Annotated in this window: 13 protein-coding genes; 5 read left to right on the top strand and 8 right to left on the bottom strand. The window is 64.2% G+C overall.

What is annotated here, in order from left to right; all coding sequences use genetic code 11:
- Positions 1 to 249 precede the first annotated feature (249 nt).
- The 3 genes from phoB (at position 250) to G559_RS0103510 (ending at position 3,698) form a co-directional block, all read left to right on the top strand.
- A complete protein-coding gene (gene phoB / locus G559_RS0103500) occupies positions 250 to 939 on the top strand; it encodes a phosphate regulon transcriptional regulator PhoB (RefSeq protein WP_028626921.1) in 690 nt (229 codons plus the stop codon).
- A 36-nt stretch (positions 940 to 975) separates the two neighbouring features.
- Positions 976 to 2,280, top strand: coding sequence for a phosphate regulon sensor histidine kinase PhoR (phoR, locus tag G559_RS0103505; protein WP_028626922.1), 1,305 nt, complete (start codon positions 976 to 978; stop codon positions 2,278 to 2,280).
- A gap of 77 nt (positions 2,281 to 2,357) precedes the next feature.
- Positions 2,358 to 3,698, top strand: a complete 1,341-nt coding sequence (locus tag G559_RS0103510) for a hemolysin family protein (RefSeq protein ID WP_028626923.1) — start codon at positions 2,358 to 2,360, stop codon at positions 3,696 to 3,698.
- Between the two features lie 171 nt (positions 3,699 to 3,869).
- Here G559_RS0103510 and G559_RS0103515 read toward each other — a convergent pair whose 3' ends face one another.
- The 7 genes from G559_RS0103515 to G559_RS0103550 all read right to left on the bottom strand — a co-directional run bounded on the left by G559_RS0103515 (position 3,870) and on the right by G559_RS0103550 (position 13,058).
- Positions 3,870 to 4,766: a peptidoglycan DD-metalloendopeptidase family protein gene (locus tag G559_RS0103515; RefSeq protein WP_028626924.1), complete on the bottom strand. Its 897-nt coding sequence runs from the start codon at positions 4,764 to 4,766 to the stop codon at positions 3,870 to 3,872.
- Positions 4,767 to 4,870: 104 nt separating this feature from the next.
- Positions 4,871 to 5,782, bottom strand: coding sequence for a response regulator (locus G559_RS0103520; RefSeq protein WP_028626925.1), 912 nt, complete (start codon positions 5,780 to 5,782; stop codon positions 4,871 to 4,873).
- A gap of 168 nt (positions 5,783 to 5,950) precedes the next feature.
- The gene (phoU, locus tag G559_RS0103525) at positions 5,951 to 6,694 is read right to left on the bottom strand and encodes a phosphate signaling complex protein PhoU (RefSeq protein ID WP_028626926.1); all 744 of its coding nucleotides are present in this window, start codon (positions 6,692 to 6,694) and stop codon (positions 5,951 to 5,953) included.
- Between the two features lie 142 nt (positions 6,695 to 6,836).
- Positions 6,837 to 7,670 carry a phosphate ABC transporter ATP-binding protein PstB gene (pstB, locus tag G559_RS0103530; RefSeq protein WP_028626927.1) on the bottom strand — a complete coding sequence of 278 codons (834 nt, stop codon included), beginning with the start codon at positions 7,668 to 7,670 and terminating at the stop codon, positions 6,837 to 6,839.
- A 69-nt stretch (positions 7,671 to 7,739) separates the two neighbouring features.
- Positions 7,740 to 9,356 carry a phosphate ABC transporter permease PstA gene (gene pstA / locus G559_RS0103535; RefSeq protein ID WP_137822311.1) on the bottom strand — a complete coding sequence of 539 codons (1,617 nt, stop codon included), beginning with the start codon at positions 9,354 to 9,356 and terminating at the stop codon, positions 7,740 to 7,742.
- Between the two features lie 224 nt (positions 9,357 to 9,580).
- On the bottom strand, positions 9,581 to 11,872 hold the full coding sequence (locus G559_RS0103540; RefSeq protein WP_028626929.1) for an ABC transporter permease subunit: 2,292 nt from the start codon (positions 11,870 to 11,872) through the stop codon (positions 9,581 to 9,583).
- A gap of 214 nt (positions 11,873 to 12,086) precedes the next feature.
- Positions 12,087 to 13,058: a phosphate ABC transporter substrate-binding protein PstS family protein gene (locus tag G559_RS0103550; RefSeq protein WP_028626930.1), complete on the bottom strand. Its 972-nt coding sequence runs from the start codon at positions 13,056 to 13,058 to the stop codon at positions 12,087 to 12,089.
- A gap of 159 nt (positions 13,059 to 13,217) precedes the next feature.
- On the opposite strand from G559_RS0103550, the gene G559_RS0103555 reads away from it, so the two are divergent.
- The gene (locus G559_RS0103555) at positions 13,218 to 14,522 is read left to right on the top strand and encodes a PQQ-dependent sugar dehydrogenase (RefSeq protein ID WP_051246379.1); all 1,305 of its coding nucleotides are present in this window, start codon (positions 13,218 to 13,220) and stop codon (positions 14,520 to 14,522) included.
- Between the two features lie 95 nt (positions 14,523 to 14,617).
- Here G559_RS0103555 and G559_RS0103560 read toward each other — a convergent pair whose 3' ends face one another.
- Positions 14,618 to 15,907: an MFS transporter gene (locus G559_RS0103560; protein ID WP_028626932.1), complete on the bottom strand. Its 1,290-nt coding sequence runs from the start codon at positions 15,905 to 15,907 to the stop codon at positions 14,618 to 14,620.
- 274 nt (positions 15,908 to 16,181) lie between these two features.
- On the opposite strand from G559_RS0103560, the gene G559_RS0103565 reads away from it, so the two are divergent.
- Positions 16,182 to 16,589, top strand: coding sequence for an acyl-CoA thioesterase (locus tag G559_RS0103565; protein WP_028626933.1), 408 nt, complete (start codon positions 16,182 to 16,184; stop codon positions 16,587 to 16,589).
- Positions 16,590 to 16,602 lie beyond the last annotated feature (13 nt).

The following is a 16,602-nucleotide window of genomic DNA, read 5'->3' on the forward strand; positions in this document are numbered from 1 at the left end:
TACAGGACGGAAGGAGCCACGAACGCCCATCGTGCCGATGGGGTCCTGTGCCAGACTCCAGGCAGCCCCGCAATGGCGGCGGCCTCAATCAGCTTAGACGAGGCAGGTAGCGGAATCGTTCGGTGCGCTGTCGTGGCCGCAACGAAACCTCAGGGGGTGCCTAACGCTCCCGTGTCACATCCCTGCAATAATTCCGTTATCTAATGCGGCGCAATCAGTCATACACGCGACCTTTCCTGAGGCTTGAACATGGTTGGCAAGAACATCCTGATAGTCGACGACGAAGCGCCGATCCGCGAGATGATCGCCGTCGCCCTCGAGATGGCCGGCTACGACTGTCTGGAAGCTGAGAACACCCAGCAGGCCCACGCCATCATCGTCGACCGCAAACCCGATCTGATCCTCCTTGACTGGATGCTACCCGGCACCTCCGGCATCGAGCTGGCCCGCCGCCTGAAGCGCGACGACCTGACCAGCGATATCCCGATCATCATGCTCACCGCCAAGGGTGAAGAGGACAACAAGATCCAGGGCCTGGAAGTTGGCGCCGACGACTACATCACCAAGCCCTTCTCCCCCCGTGAACTGGTGGCGCGCCTGAAGGCCGTATTGCGCCGTGCCGGTCCGAGCGACAGTGAAGCGCCCATCGCCATCGGCGGCCTGCTGCTAGACCCCATCAGCCACCGCGTGACCATCGACGGCAAACCCGCCGAGATGGGTCCCACCGAATACCGCCTGCTGCAGTTCTTCATGACTCACCAGGAGCGCGCCTACACCCGTGGTCAACTGCTGGACCAGGTCTGGGGCGGCAACGTCTATGTCGAGGAGCGCACCGTCGACGTGCACATCCGCCGCCTGCGCAAGGCCCTCGGCGAGGTATACGAAAATCTGGTTCAGACCGTTCGCGGCACCGGCTATCGTTTCTCCACCAAAAGCTGACCCGGGCCCGATGGGCCGACCACAAGGACGCGATAGGTGAATCAAGACTGGCGCGGCGTAGTCATCCGCCGCCTGCTGCTGCTGATCGGCGCCTGCCTGCTGGCGGGCCTGGTCACGGGCTATTACGCCTGGGCCCTGGTAATCGGCCTCGGCGCCTACCTGGGCTGGACCCTTGCGCAGCTGCTGCGCCTGTACAAATGGCTCAAAGAGCATCACCCGGACGAACCTCCACCGGACGGTTACGGCCTCTGGGGCGAAGTGTTCGACAGCATTTACCACCTCCAGCGCCGCGATCAGCGCGTGCGCGGCCGTCTGCAAGCAGTGATCGACCGCGTGCAGGAATCCACTGCCGCCCTGAAGGACGCCGTGGTGATGCTCGACAGCGACGGCAACCTCGACTGGTGGAACCGTGCCGCGGAAACCCTGCTGGGTCTGAAGACCCCCCAGGACAGTGGCCAGCCAGTGACCAACCTGATCCGCCATCCGCGCTTCAAGGAATACTTCGAGCAGGGCAAATACAACGAACCCCTGGACCTCCCCTCGCCGGTCAATGATCGCCTGCGCCTGCAGTTCCACATCACCCAGTACGGCAACAGCGAGCACTTGATGCTGGTACGCGATGTCACGCGCCTCCACCAGCTGGAGCAGATGCGCAAGGACTTCGTCGCCAACGTCTCCCACGAACTGCGCACGCCGCTGACGGTGATCGCCGGCTACCTGGAGACCCTGCTGGACAACGTCGAGGACGTGAACCCGCGCTGGACCCGCGCCTTGCAGCAGATGAGCCAGCAGGGCAAGCGCATGCAGAACCTGCTCAACGACCTGCTGCTGCTGGCCAAGCTGGAAGCCACCGACTACCCCTCGGACAACCAGCCAGTGGCGGTCGACCTGCTGCTGTTGCAGATCAAGGCGGACGCAATCGCCCTCTCCGGCAATCGCCACCACCGCATCAGCCTGGAAGCCGATCACAACTTCAGGTTGCGTGGCAGCGAGGCGGAACTGCGCAGCGCCTTCTCCAACCTGGTGTTCAACGCGGTGAAGTACACCCCGGACGAAGGCGAGATCCACATCCGCTGGTGGGGCGACGAAACCGCGGCGCACCTCAGCGTGCAGGACAGCGGCATCGGCATCGAGGCCAAGCACCTGCCGCGCCTGACCGAGCGCTTCTACCGGGTCGACTCCAGCCGCAACAGCAGCACCGGCGGCACCGGCCTGGGCCTGGCCATCGTCAAGCACGTGCTGATCCGCCATCGCGGCCGTCTCGACATCAGCTCCGTGCTCAACCACGGCAGCACATTCACCTGCCACTTCCCGGCCACCCAGGTGGTTCGCCGGACCTGATCGCCCGCGCACCCCGACTTGCAAACTCGGGGTGCAGCCTTCAACCTTAGCCGGTCATCCGTCAGCAAAAACCATCCATGGACCCTTCCCCTAGTTCCAACTTCTTCACGTACTTCGCCGATTTCGGCCTGATTCTCTTCGCCCTCTTCCTCGTGCTGCTCAACGGCTTCTTCGTGGCCGCCGAGTTCGCCATGGTCAAGCTGCGCTCCACTCGCGTCGAATCCATCGCCGGCAAGCACGGCTGGCGCGGCCGCATCCTGCGCACCGTACACAACCAGCTGGACGCCTACCTGTCGGCCTGTCAACTGGGCATCACCCTGGCCTCCCTGGGCCTCGGCTGGGTCGGTGAGCCGGCCTTCGCCCACCTGCTCGGCCCGGTGCTGAGCGCCGTCGGCATCGAGTCGGAGAAGTTGGTCCACGGCATCGCCTTCTTCACCGCCTTCTTCATCATTTCCTACCTGCACATCGTGGTCGGCGAGTTGGCGCCCAAATCCTGGGCCATCCGCAAGCCGGAGCTGCTGTCCCTCTGGACCGCCGCACCGCTCTATCTCTTCTACTGGCTGATGTACCCGGCCATCTGGCTGCTCAACGCCAGCGCCAACGCCATCCTGCGCATCGCAGGGCAAGGCGAGCCTGGCCCGCACCACGAACACCACTACAGCCGCGACGAGCTGAAGCTGATCCTGCACTCCAGCCGCGCCCGCGACCCCAGCGACCAGGACATGCGCGTGCTGGCCTCGGCCGTGGAAATGGGTGAACTGGAAGTGGTGGATTGGGCCAACTCACGGGAAGACCTGATCTTCCTCGAACACGACGCGCCCCTGAGCGACATCCTCAGCGTGATTCGCCGCCACAAATACAGCCGCTACCCGGTGCATGACGACCAAAAGGGCGAGTTCATCGGGGTGCTGCACATCAAGGACCTGCTGCTGGCGCTGTCGGCCCTGGACAGCCTGCCGGAGTCCTTCGACCTCGCCGAGCTCACCCACCCGCTGGAGCGCGTGACCAAGCACATGCCGCTGTCGCGCCTGCTGGAGCAGTTCCGCCAGGGCGGTTCGCACTTTGCCGTAGTCGAGGAAGCCGACGGCAAGGTCGTGGGCTTCCTGACCATGGAAGACGTGCTGGAAGTCCTGGTGGGCGATATCCAGGACGAACACCGCAAGACCGAACGCGGCGTGCTCGCCTACCAGCCGGGCAAGCTGCTGGTGCGCGGCGACACTCCGCTGTTCAAGGTGGAACGCCTGCTCGGCATCGACCTCGACCACGTCGAAGCCGACACCCTCGCCGGCCTGATCTACGAAACCCTGAACCGGGTGCCGGAAGAGGAAGAAGTGTTGGAAACCGACGGCCTGCGCATCATCGTGAAGAAGATGAAAGGCCCGAAGATTATCCTGGCCAAGGTGCTCAAGCTGGACTGAATCCCCTTGCGCCCGTACCCGTATCTGATGGGTTTCGCGGGCTCGTAGAACGTCGCCCGCCCCATCCTACCGGTGCCTCACCTCCTCAGCCCCGTAGGATGGGTAGAGGAACGAAACCCATCAGGCCTTGCACAGCAAGCACGGATTCGCTCTACAGGGGAGATACAGCCTCTACTCCCCGCCCACCGCGAAATTCGGCAGGGTGTCCACCGGTTGGGCGAAGTCGAAGGGAATGGACTCCAGCGCCAGACCCATGTTGCGCTGGATGACGAAGTGCAGGTGCGGGCCGGTGCTGTTGCCGGTATTGCCGGAGCGGGCGATGCGCTCGCCGACGACCACCTGCTGGCCCTCGCGCACCTGTACCGAGCCGCGCATCAGGTGCAGGTAGACGCCCATGGTGCCGTCGTCATGCAGGATGCGTACAAAGTTGCCGGAAGGGTTGTTGCCCCGGCCGCTCTGGTCGTTCTCGATCTTGATCACCATGCCGGGCCGCGCAGCCACGATGGGCGTGCCCTCGGGCATGGCGATATCCAGGGCATAGCGCCCCTTGGGAGTGAAGTGACTGTAGCGGCCATTGGCGCCCTGGGTCAGGCGGAAGGGGCCACCGCGCCAGGGCAGCGGATAGCGATAGAGCACCGGCTGCAGGCGCGGGTCACCCATCGCGTAGCGCAGCTTGGGCTTGTAGCGCATTGGCCGGCTCGGGTCGGCCGGCGCCAGGGTGGCCATGCGCATGCTGCTGCGCGGGGCCAGCACCCAGCGAATCGGCTGGTCCGGGACGCCGGACACATTCTCCGCCTGGTCGATGCGCAGCTCCACCTCCACCGGCGCGAACAGCTCATTGCGCAGCAGCAGGGTTTCGCCGGCGTCGTGCTTCTTGGTTTCCAGCTTCACCGACAGGTCCAGGCGCTCCACCATGCGGTCGCGGAAGACGAACACCTGGGCACCGGACACGGCCTTGTCGGTGTAGGTCACCACACCATTGGCGTCGGTGTACTTGTAGATGGTCAATGCAGCCGCCGGCAGGCTCGCGCCAAGCAACAGCAGCAGAGAAATGAATCGCCCCAGCATGTCGGCCCGTTGTTCTTCTGTGCTCCGTGTTGCCGAAGACTAGCAGCGCGAGTAGCGCGCGGCGAGATGTCGCCCGTCGGGCTGTGACGGGGTTGGCTGGACGGTCAGGCGCCGGGGACGAAATGCTTCTGCGCGGTACCGCGGGCGATCAGCCGGGACAGGTAATCAAGCTTCTGCGGATCACGGTCGACGAAGCGGAAGGTCAGCTGCAGCCACTCGCTATCCGGTTTGGGCTCCAGGGCCGCGACCGCATGCAGGTAGCCATTGAGCCGCGCCACTTCGCCACCTTCGCCCTGCTCCAGGTCGAGCACCGCGCTTTCCAGCACCTGCGGCAGGGGCTCGCCACGGCGCACCACCAGTTGCGCGTCCTTCAGGCTCAGGGCCTTGATCACACAGGCCAGCACGCCGGCCGGTAGACGCAGCTGGGCCTGGCCACGGCCACCGGGGGCCTGGGACGCGGACTTGGCCGACGCCGTCGGCGCGGCGGGCTTTGCTGCGGGCGCCGCCGGTGCCGGTGCCGCAGCGGGACGGACCACCTCGGCCTTGCCGCCGGTGAGCGCCGCCAGGGAGTCGTTGGCAAAGCCACCGGCGTTGGGCAGCCTGACCGGCGCACTGGTCATCAGCGCTTCGAGCTTGCCGGTACGCGCCAGCGCCTTCTTCACCTTGGTGACCAGTTGATCGTTGGAGAAGGGTTTACCGATGTAGTCGGAAACGCCGGCCTGGATGGCCTGGATGACGTTCTCCTTGTCGCCGCGACTGGTGACCATGATGAAGGGCACGGTCTTGAGGTTGTCCTGTTCGCGGCACCAGGTGAGCAGCTCCAGGCCGGACATCTCGGGCATTTCCCAGTCGCAGAGGATCAGGTCGATAGCGGCGCGGGCGAGCAGTTGCTGGGCTTTGCGCCCATTGATCGCTTCCTCGATCTGGATGCCGGGGAAGTTGTCGCGCAGCCCCTTCTTCAGCATGTCGCGAATAAAGGACGCATCATCCACCACCAGCACATTGACCTTGCCCATCGGCTACTCCTTGGAAAACGGAGCTAAGAATAGCCTTGGCTGATAGCCAATTGCCAAGCCTGTTTGCGACGCCCGGGCTGCCTGCGACCGACGGGTCATGCGCACCGCTCTTATCCACAAAGCAGAACGCCCGGCATGGGCCGGGCGTTCTGGGAACAAGCAGCGGAATCAGGCCCGTGGGGCTTCGTCGCTACCGTTGCCTTTCACTTCCTCAGCCATGCGCGCCAGGCCCAGGTGGCGGACGTCGGTGCCACGCACGAGGTAGATCACCAGCTCGGAGATGTTGCGCGCGTGATCGCCGATGCGCTCCAGGGAACGCAGGGCCCAAATGACGTTGAGCACGCGGCTGATGGCGCGCGGGTCTTCCATCATGTAGGTGACCAGTTCGCGCAGGGCGGTCTTGTACTCGCGGTCGATGGTCTTGTCGTACTGGGCCACGGACAGGGCCAGGTCGGCGTCGAAACGGGCGAAGGCGTCCAGGGCTTCCTGGACCATCTTGCGCACCTGGTCGCCGATGTGGCGCACCTCGACGTAGCCGCGCGGGGCGACACCTTCCTCGCAAAGCTGGATAGCGCGACGGGCGATCTTCGAGGCTTCATCGCCAATGCGCTCCAGGTCGATCACCGACTTGGAGATGCTGATGATCAGGCGCAGGTCGGAGGCCGCCGGCTGGCGACGGGCGAGAATGCGCACGCATTCTTCGTCGATGTTGCGCTCCATCTGGTTGATCTGGTCGTCGATCTCGCGCACCTGCTGGGCGAGCCCCGAGTCGGCGTCGATCAGCGCGGTGACGGCGTCGTTGACCTGCTTCTCGACCAGGCCGCCCATCGCCAGGAGGTGGCTGCGCACTTCCTCCAGTTCGGCGTTGAACTGCTGGGAGATGTGATGGGTGAGGCTGTCTTTGTCGATCATTTTCTAACCCTTGTTTAACCGAATATTTTCCCAGGTTTCAGTGGCCTTCGACCAATCGTGCTGGGCAAGGAGGCTAAGCGCAGACAGTACGAGTAGTACGGCAAGCGTCGCCGACACAGTCCAGCGCGATTGGGGATGACCACTAGCCGTAGCGGCCGGTGATGTAGTCTTCGGTCTGCTTCTTGGCCGGGTTGGTGAACAGGGTATCGGTGTCGCCGAACTCGATCAGCTTGCCCATGTACATGAAGGCGGTGTAGTCGGAAACGCGCGCCGCCTGCTGCATGTTGTGGGTCACGATGACGATGGTGTACTTGCTCTTGAGCTCGTAGATCAGCTCTTCCACCTTCAGGGTGGAGATCGGGTCCAGCGCCGAGCAGGGCTCGTCGAGCAACAGTACTTCCGGCTCCACGGCGATGGTACGGGCGATCACCAGACGCTGCTGCTGGCCACCGGAGAGGCCGAGGGCGGATTCGTGCAGGCGGTCCTTCACTTCTTCCCACAGGGCGGCGCCCTTCAGCGCCCACTCCACGGCTTCGTCCAGTACACGCTTCTTGTTGATGCCCTGGATGCGCAGGCCGTACACCACGTTCTCGTAGATGCTCTTGGGGAACGGGTTCGGCTTCTGGAACACCATGCCCACGCGGCGGCGCAGTTCGGCGACTTCCTCGCCCTTGCGGTAGATGTTCTTGCCGTCGAGGAGGATCTCGCCGTCGACGCGGCAGCCGTCCACCAGGTCGTTCATGCGGTTGAAGCAGCGCAGCAGGGTCGACTTGCCGCAACCGGACGGCCCGATGAAGGCGGTCACGCGCTGTTTCGGGATGTTCATGCTGACGTTGTGCAGGGCCTGCTTCTCACCATAGAACAGAGAGAGGCCGGGCACTTCGAGGGCAACGGTTTCCTCGGCCAGGCGCAGGTTCTGCTTGTCGCGGCCGAGAGCGGCAATGTTGACGCCGTGGCTGTGGGTTTCGTGTTGCATGTCTTCACTCCGTTCGTAGCTTCGAGCTACAAGCTGTAAGCCTCAGGCAATTCGGTCGGCGGTGGACGATCAGCTGTCCAGCGCCTTGTATTTCTCGCGCAGGTGGTTCCGGATGGCGACGGCCGAGAAGTTCAGCAGGGCGATCACCAGCACCAGCAGCAACGCGGTGGCGTACACCAGCGGACGCGCGGCCTCGACGTTCGGGCTCTGGAAGCCGACGTCATAGATGTGGAAGCCCAGGTGCATGATCTTCTGGTCCAGGTGCAGGTACGGGTAGTTGCCATCCACCGGCAGGCTCGGTGCCAGCTTCACCACACCCACCAGCATCAGCGGTGCCACTTCGCCAGCGGCGCGGGCCACGGCGAGGATCAGGCCCGTCATCATGGCCGGGCTGGCCATCGGCAGGACCACCTTCCAAAGGGTTTCGGCCTTGGTTGCGCCGAGGGCCAGCGAGCCTTCACGCACGGCACGGGGAATACGCGCCAGGCCTTCCTCGGTGGCCACGATCACCACCGGTACCGCCAGGATCGCCAGGGTCAGGGAAGCCCAGAGCAGGCCCGGGGTGCCGAAGGTCGGCGCCGGGGCGGACTCGGGGAAGAACAGGCGGTCCAGCGAGCCACCCAGCACGTAGACGAAGAAGCCCAGGCCGAACACGCCGTAAACGATCGCCGGTACACCCGCCAGGTTGTTCACCGCGATACGGATGACGCGGGTCAGCACGCCCTGCTTGGCGTATTCGCGCAGGTAGATGGCAGCAATCACACCGAAGGGGGTGACGATTACAGCCATGATCAGGGTCATCATCACGGTGCCGAAGATGGCCGGGAAGATACCGCCCTCGGTGTTGGCCTCACGCGGGTCGTCCGCGAGGAACTCCCAAAGCTTGGCGAAGTAGAAACCGAGCTTGTCGAACAGACCCATGGCGTTCGGCTGGTAGGCGTGGACCACCTTGCCGAGGCTGATTTCCTGTTCCTTGCCGCCGGCTTCGCGGACGACCACGCTGTCGCGGTTGAACTCCTGGTGCAGGCTCATCAGCTGCGCTTCAAGGCCCTTGTAGCGCGTGTCCAGCTCGGCGCGCTCGGCGGCGATGTCAGCCTGGGCCTCGGGGGTCAGGGCGTCGTTCAGCTCCAGCTTGCGGGTCTGCAGGCGCAGGCGTTCGAGGCCATGGTTGATGGCACCGATGTCCTTTTTCTCCAGCTGGTAGAGCTTGGCGTAGAGGCCATTCACACGCTCCAGGCGCTTCTGCAGCTCGGCCATCACGGCATCGCCTTCAGCCACGACCTGGCCGTTTTCCTTCACCGCCACCAGGCGGCCGTAGAAGTTGCCCCACTCGCGACGCTCCAGCGCCACCAGTTCGGTCGGATACTTCTGCTCCTTCAGCCACTCGCCCACCACCCAGGTGAAGTCGCTGCCATAGACGTCGCGGTTGCCCACCTTGAGCAGTTCACGGGTCATGAACTCCGGGCCCTCGTCCGGCACCGGCAGACCGGCACCTTTCAGGCGCGCACGGGACACTTCCTCGATCTGCACCGCTTCGCCGATCACTGGCTTGGCCGCCTGGCCGGGGACGGCGTACTGCGCCTCGACCAGGTCGGCCGGCCAGAAGTGGGCCAGGCCGCGCACGGCAATCACCGAGAGCAGGCCGATGGTCATGATGACAGCGATGGAAACCGCACCGCCGCTCATCCAGACGCCCGGTGCGCCGCTCTTGAACCAGTATTTCAGGGAAACCTTTTTCACGGATTTCTCCACCGCTTGAGTCTTTCGGTTCCTCCCGCCAGGTGGCCGGAGGATTCATATTTCTGGGGGGAGCGGTTTCGGCACTCGGCCAACCATCCCTCACCCGGTCCTTCGGACCACCCTCTCCCGGAGGGAGAGGGTGGTCGGTTGCAACGCCCGGGGCGTCGCTCTTACAGAGATGCGTATTTCTTGCGCAGACGCTGTCGGATCAGCTCGGCCAGGGTGTTCATGATGAAGGTGAACGTCAGCAGCACCAGCGCCGAAAGGAACAGCACACGGTAGTGGGTACCACCGACCTCGGATTCCGGCATTTCCACGGCCACGTTGGCGGCCAGGGTGCGCATGCCTTCGAAGATGTTCGCTTCCATTACCGGGGTGTTGCCGGTGGCCATCAGCACGATCATGGTTTCGCCCACGGCGCGGCCGAGGCCGATCATCAGGGCCGAGAAGATGCCCGGGCTGGCGGTCAGCAGAACGACGCGGGTCATGGTCTGCCAGGGCGTGGCACCCAGGGCCAGCGAACCGTAAGTGAGGCTGCGCGGCACGCTGAACACGGCGTCTTCGGCGATGGAGAAGATGTTCGGGATCACCGCAAAGCCCATGGCCAGGCCGACGATCAGGGCGTTGCGCTGGTCGTAGGTGATGCCGAGGTCATTGCTGATCCACAGGCGCATGTCACCACCGAAGAACCAGTTCTCCATCAGCGGACTCATGCCCAACGCGATCCAGGCGGTAAGACCCACCACCGGAATCAGGATGGCCGCTTCCCAGCCGTCCGGCACGCGCAGGCGGATCGACTCCGGCAGGCGGCTCCAGATGAAACCGGCCAGCAGAATGCCAATCGGGGTCAGCAACAACAGGCTGAAGATGCCCGGCAGGTGGCCTTCCACATAAGGCGCCAGGAACAGACCGGCGAAGAAGCCCAGGATCACGGTGGGCAGGGCTTCCATCAGCTCGATCACCGGCTTGACCTTGCGGCGCATGGCCGGGGCCATGAAGTAGGCGGTGTAGATGGCTGCCGCGATGGCCAGAGGAGCGGCCAGCAGCATGGCGTAGAAGGCGGCCTTCAAAGTACCGAAGGTCAACGGTGCCAGGCTCAGTTTGGGTTCGAAGTCGGTGTTGGCGGCGGTGGACTGCCAGACGTACTTGGGCTCTTCATAGCTCTCGTACCAGACCTTGCCCCACAGCGCGCTCCAGGAAACTTCCGGGTGCGGGTTGGCGAGGCGGAACGGCAGCAACTGGTTGCCTTCCTCGACCACAACGCGGTTAGCGCGCGGCGACAGGGCCAGCGCACCGGCGCCATCGGTAACCTGCTCCACCAGCAGAGTGCGGTTGGCGGTACTGTGGAACACGCCGAGCTTGCCGGAGGAATCCAGGGCAACGAAGCCCTTGCGGCGCTCTTCGGCGGTAATTTGCACCACCGGCGCAGTGCCCATCTGGAAGCCACGGATGTGCTTCAGGCGCAAGGAACCGTCCGGATCGCGGGCCATGAACCACTGGGCGATGCCGCCCTTGGAATCCCCCAGTATCAGGGAGATGCCACCCAGCAACATGCCGCTGGCGGTGATTTCGCTCTCGCCGTCTTCGAGCAGTTTGTAGCGGCCGTTCAGGGCCTTTTCGCGAAGGCTGAAGACGTCGGCCTGGGCGCGACCATTGAGGACATAGAGCCACTGGTGACGCGGATCGATGTAGATCGCCTTGATCGGCTCGACCATCTGCGGCAGCTCGATGCTGCTCTGCTCCTGAGTGGTTTCGCCGGTCAGCATGTTCTCTTCGCTGACCACCTGCTGCACGTGCAGCTGATTGCCGCTGGAGCCAGCCAGCACCAGGGTCTCATCATTGCTGCTGAGGGCGATGTGTTCGATGGCTCGACCCTGGGCATCCAGCACCATGGGAGCCTCGCCGTAGGGATAGCTGACCTGCGGCGCGATGGTCTTCTTGTTATCCGGGTAGGTGACCTTGTAGCTGTGCTTGAAGATCAACGCCTGGCCGTTGGACAGACCGAGCACCACCAGCGGGCTGCCGGGTTGGTCCTGACCGATGGACACCACACTGGCGTCCGCCGGCAGCGGCAATTGCTGGCGCTGCAGCAGGCCGCCGTCCTTAGTCGAGAAGAACTGCACCTCGCCCTTGTCGGCGACGCGCATGCCCACCATGTTCTGTTCTTCCAGGGTCAACAGCAGCGGCTTGCCAGCGTCCTGCTGTTGCAACCAGGCCGGGCTCTGGGCCTTTCTGGCGGTCAGCTCGGCGCCTTTGAACAGCGGCAGCACCACGTAGGCCAGGTAGAAGAAGATCAGGGTAATGGCGCCAAGGACGGCAAGGCCACCCACCAGCACGTACCAATGGGTCAGTCGATCCTTCAGCGCGCGAATCTTCCGCTTGCGCTGCAGCGCCGGCGTATTGAAGTCGATGCGCTCGGGAGGGTTCTTCGAAGTAGTCAGGGAGTTGGCCAGGTCAGTCATGGATTCGGGCTCTTGCCACAGTCAGCGCGCATAGGCTTTTACGATGGGGGCACAGACTACGGGCTTCGTGTGACAGAAAGATTACAGCGAGTTGACGTGGCGAAGCCCGCCCGGAGGTGGCCTCGGGCGGGCTTCTGCGACAGGGGTCTCCCGTCGCCCTTGCGTCCTTGCGGAGCGGCGCGCACCAGGCCGCCGCTCCCTTATCCGGCCTGGGTTACAGGCCCAGTTCCTTCAGGGTCTTCTCGGCGACTTTGGCCGGGAGCGGGATGTAGCCGTCCTTGACGACAACTTCCTGGCCCTGCTTGGACAGCACCATCTTCACGAACTCGGCTTCCAAGGGAGCCAGCGGCTTGTTCGGCGCCTTGTTGATGTAGACGAACAGGAAGCGGGACAGCGGGTAGCTGCCGTTCAGGGCGTTCTGCTCGTTGTCTTCAACGAACTCGCCGCCTTCCTTCTTGGCCAGGGGAACAGTCTTCACGCTGGAAGTCTTGTAGCCGATGCCGGAGTAGCCGATGCCGTTGACGGACTGGCTGATGGACTGAACAACGGAGGCGGAACCCGGCTGCTCGTTCACGTTGGCCTTGAAGTCGCCTTTGCACAGGGCTTCTTCCTTGAAGTAGCCATAGGTGCCGGACACGGAGTTACGACCGAACAGCTGAACCGGCTTGGAAGCCAGGTCGCCGGTCACGCCCAGGTCGCCCCAGGTCTTGACGTCGCTCTTGCCACCGCACAGGCGGTTGGCGGAGAAGATCGCGTCAACCTGCTGCATGGTCAGGCCCTTGATGGGGTTGTCCTTGTGCACGAAAACGGCCAGGGCATCGACGGCAACCGGAATGGCGGTCGGCTTGTAGCCATACTTCTCTTCGAAGGCCTGCAGCTCGACGTCCTTCATCTTGCGGCTCATCGGGCCCAGGTTAGCGGTGCCTTCGGTCAGAGCCGGCGGCGCGGTGGAAGAACCGGCAGCCTGGATCTGGATGTTCACGTTCGGGTATTCGCGCTTGTACGCCTCGGCCCACAGGGTCATCAGGTTGGCGAGGGTGTCCGAGCCAACGCTGGAGAGGTTGCCGGAGACGCCAGTGGTTTTCTGGTAGGCCGGAATGGCCGGATCGACAGCAGCGACCGCGCTGGCGGTAGCGACGCCGGCGGCGACGAAGGTCAGGGCCGCCATCAAACGCTTCAGTTTCATGCCTTGCTCCTAAGCAGGACGAGGGGGTTGAATGCAACGGGGGCCAGTATCGGGAGGCCGTATGACCACTCTATGAACTGATTGTGACAATTGGATGAATGGCCATCATCGCTTGTCCAAGGAGGGATTTCGCTCGTATCACCACCTGGAGACAGCCCCATGACGCGTCATCCCTTGCTGCCCGCCGCGCTGCTGGCGATCTGCACCGCGTGCAGCGAACAAGCCACCCTGCAGGTCGAGGACGGCACCGGCCCCAACCCGCAACTGCCGGCCCCCAACACGACCTTCATCCCCACCGTCAACATCGCGCCGGCCACAGGTTGGGCGCCAGGTACCACGCCCGTGGCCGCGCCTGGAGCCAGGGTCAACGCCTTTGCCGAAGGCCTGCAACACCCGCGCTGGCTCTATGTACTGCCCAACGGTGACGTCCTGGTGGCGGAAAGCGCCGCGCCGAACGCCGACAAGCCAGCGGGCATCAAGAGCTGGGTGGCTGACTGGTACATGAAGCGCGCCGGCGCCCAGGTGCCGAGCGCCAATCGCATATCCCTGCTGCGCGACATCAACGGCGATGGTGTGGCCGACCTGCGCAGCACCTTCCTCAGCGGCCTCAACTCGCCTTTCGGCATGGTGCTGGTGGGCAAGGACCTCTACGTCGCCAATGCCGATGCGCTGCTGCGCTTCCCCTATGTGAAGGGCGCCACCGAAATCAGCGAGCCGGGCAACAAGGTCACCGACCTTCCCGCCGGGCTCAATTATCACTGGACCAAGAACGTCATCGCCAGCCGCGACGGCCGCAAGCTCTATATAACGGTGGGCTCCAACAGCAACGTGGGCGAGAACGGCCTGGAGGCCGAAGAAGGCCGTGCGGCGATCTGGGTACTGGACCGCGACAGCGGCAGCAAGCGCCTCTATGCCACCGGCCTGCGCAACCCGGTGGGCCTGGCCTGGGAACCACAGACCGGCAAGCTGTGGACAGCGGTGAACGAGCGAGACGAACTGGGAAGCGACCTGGTGCCGGACTACATCACCTCGGTGAAGGACGGTGGCTTCTATGGCTGGCCCTGGAGCTACTTCGGCCAGCATGTGGACGCGCGGGTCCAGCCGCAACGTCCGGATCTGGTGGCCAAGGCCCTGGTGCCCGACTACGCCCTCGGCCCGCACACCGCCTCCCTGGGCATCGCCTTCGCCAAAGGCAGCAAACTGCCGGAATTCCAGAATGGCCTCTTCGTCGGCCAGCATGGCTCGTGGAACCGCAAGCCCCACAGTGGCTACAAGGTGATCTACGTGCCGTTCAAGGGCGGCAAGCCGCACGGCCAGCCGATCGACGTACTCACCGGCTTCCTCGACGCCAAGGGCAACGCCCAGGGCCGCCCGGTGGATGTGAAGCTCGACAGCAAGGGCGCGCTGCTGGTGACCGACGACGTGGGCAATAAAGTGTGGCGGGTGAGTGCGGCGAAGAAGTGAAGCCCTCGTAGGATGGCGTAGAGCGGAGCGAAACCCATCATCGCGAATCGATGGGTTTCGCAGGCTCTACCCCTCCTACGGACTGAGCGGGACGATCAGCGATTCTTCGCGATCAGGAACAGGCCGATCAGCATCGCCACACCGCACAGGGCCGCGACGTAGTAAGCCGGCCCCAGGCTGTCCCACTTCATCAGCAGCGATACCACCATCGGGGTCAAGCCGCCGAAGATGGCGTAGGCCAGGTTGTAGGAGAACGACAGGCCGGAGAAGCGCACCACCGGTGGGAAAGCCTTGACCATCACATAGGGCACCGCACCGATGGTGCCAACGAACAGGCCGGTAATCGCGTAGAGCGGGAACAGCCAGTCCGGATGAGCCTGGAGGCTGGTGTAGAAGGTCCAGGAGCTGATCGCCAGCAGCAGGCCACCCACCAGGAAGGTGCGTCCGGCGCCGATGCGGTCGGCAATCGCCCCGGAAGCCACGCAACCGATGGACAGCAGCACGATGGCCAGGCTGTTGGCCTTGAGCGCCGTCGCGGCGTCGAAACCGTAGACGGTCTGCAGCAGGGTCGGGGTCATCAGGATCACGACCACGATGCCGGCCGACAGCACCCAGGTCAGCAGCATGGACAGCACGATGGCGCCGCGATGCTCGCGCAGCACCGTCTTCAGCGGCACTTCGTCGGCCAACGCCTTGCGCTGCTGCATCTCCGCGAATACCGGGGTTTCGTGCAGCCAGCGGCGCAGATACACGGCAAACAGCCCGAACACACCGCCGATCAGGAACGGCAGGCGCCAGGCCCAGTCCAGCACTTCTGCCGGGGTGTAGAGGCTGTTGATCAGGGTCGCCATCAGCGAGCCCAGCAGGATGCCCGCGGTCAGGCCTGACGTCAGCGTGCCGCAGGCATAGCCGATGTAGCGCGACGGTACGTGCTCGGACACGAAGACCCAGGCGCCCGGCACTTCACCGCCGATGGCCGCGCCCTGAATCACGCGCATCGCCAGCAGCGCCAGGGGTGCCCAGATGCCGATCTGCTCGTAGGTGGGCAACAGGCCCATCACCAGGGTCGGCACCGCCATCAGGAAGATGCTCAGGGTGAACATGCGCTTGCGGCCCAGGAGATCGCCGAAGTGCGCCATGACGATACCGCCCAACGGGCGCGCCAGATAGCCGGCGGCGAAGATGCCGAAGGTCTGCAACTGGCGCAGCCATTCCGGCATTTCGGCGGGGAAGAACAGCTTGCCCACCACGGCGGCGAAGAACACGAAAATGATGAAGTCGTAGAACTCCAGGGCCCCGCCGAGCGCAGAAAGCGACAGGGTCTTGTAGTCGCTGCGGGTCAGCGGACGCGAGGCAGGCGCCTCGGGGGCGAGCACGGAAGACATGTGGGGGGTTCTCGTCTGGGGGTGCAGTGCGTTTACCGCTGCTTTGGCGGCAAATCGCCAGGCAACATATCAAAAAGCGTCACATGTACACAGTCTCAGCCACAAAACCGCCGCTGATGCGCCACAACGGTCGTCTGGTGCCCTGCCGTACCTATATACTGCCCGCAGTTCAGCGCAGGTCGGCATGCAGTGGGTCGGCTGGCGCACAGGGAAGGAAGGGGCACCGCCCCTTTCCAGGCATTGGCGCCGCACACACGAAACAGGCAGTCCCGGCATGATCGAGATCGAAGAAGACGAGAACCTCACCCCGCAAGGCGATCTCGCCCTGCAGATCACCGCGCTCCCGCGGGAAACCAACGGCTTCGGCGACATCTATGGCGGCTGGCTGGTCTCCCAGATGGACCTGGCCGGCACCGCTATGGCCAGCAAGGTCGCCGCGGGCCGCGTGGCCACAGTGGCCATCGACCGCATGGCATTCCTGGTGCCCGTGGCCGTGGGCGCTCAGCTCTCTTTCTATACCCAGACCCTGGAGATCGGCCGCAGCTCCATCCAGATGCTCGTGGAAGTCTGGAGCGACGATCCGCTGTCCAGCGAATGGCGCAAGGTCACCGAAGCGGTGTTCGTCTTCGTCGCCATCGACGGCAGTGGCCGCACCCGCCCAGTCCCGCCGCGTCGGGGCTGACCGGCCATCGCAG

Source organism: Metapseudomonas resinovorans DSM 21078, assembly GCF_000423545.1.
Classification (GTDB): domain Bacteria; phylum Pseudomonadota; class Gammaproteobacteria; order Pseudomonadales; family Pseudomonadaceae; genus Metapseudomonas; species Metapseudomonas resinovorans.

Bases quoted from the DNA above. Each gene is read 5' to 3' on its own strand.
- phoU (WP_028626926.1), bottom strand. From the start codon at position 6,694: ATGATCGACAAAGACAGCCTCACCCATCACATCTCCCAGCAGTTCAAC.
- G559_RS0103560 (WP_028626932.1), bottom strand. From the start codon at position 15,907: ATGTCTTCCGTGCTCGCCCCCGAGGCGCCTGCCTCGCGTCCGCTGACC.
- G559_RS0103510 (WP_028626923.1), top strand. From the start codon at position 2,358: ATGGACCCTTCCCCTAGTTCCAACTTCTTCACGTACTTCGCCGATTTC.
- phoB (WP_028626921.1), top strand. From the start codon at position 250: ATGGTTGGCAAGAACATCCTGATAGTCGACGACGAAGCGCCGATCCGC.
- G559_RS0103565 (WP_028626933.1), top strand. From the start codon at position 16,182: ATGATCGAGATCGAAGAAGACGAGAACCTCACCCCGCAAGGCGATCTC.
- G559_RS0103515 (WP_028626924.1), bottom strand. From the start codon at position 4,766: ATGCTGGGGCGATTCATTTCTCTGCTGCTGTTGCTTGGCGCGAGCCTG.
- pstB (WP_028626927.1), bottom strand. From the start codon at position 7,670: ATGCAACACGAAACCCACAGCCACGGCGTCAACATTGCCGCTCTCGGC.
- G559_RS0103550 (WP_028626930.1), bottom strand. From the start codon at position 13,058: ATGAAACTGAAGCGTTTGATGGCGGCCCTGACCTTCGTCGCCGCCGGC.
- G559_RS0103540 (WP_028626929.1), bottom strand. From the start codon at position 11,872: ATGACTGACCTGGCCAACTCCCTGACTACTTCGAAGAACCCTCCCGAG.
- pstA (WP_137822311.1), bottom strand. From the start codon at position 9,356: ATGAGCGGCGGTGCGGTTTCCATCGCTGTCATCATGACCATCGGCCTG.
- G559_RS0103520 (WP_028626925.1), bottom strand. From the start codon at position 5,782: ATGGGCAAGGTCAATGTGCTGGTGGTGGATGATGCGTCCTTTATTCGC.
- G559_RS0103555 (WP_051246379.1), top strand. From the start codon at position 13,218: ATGACGCGTCATCCCTTGCTGCCCGCCGCGCTGCTGGCGATCTGCACC.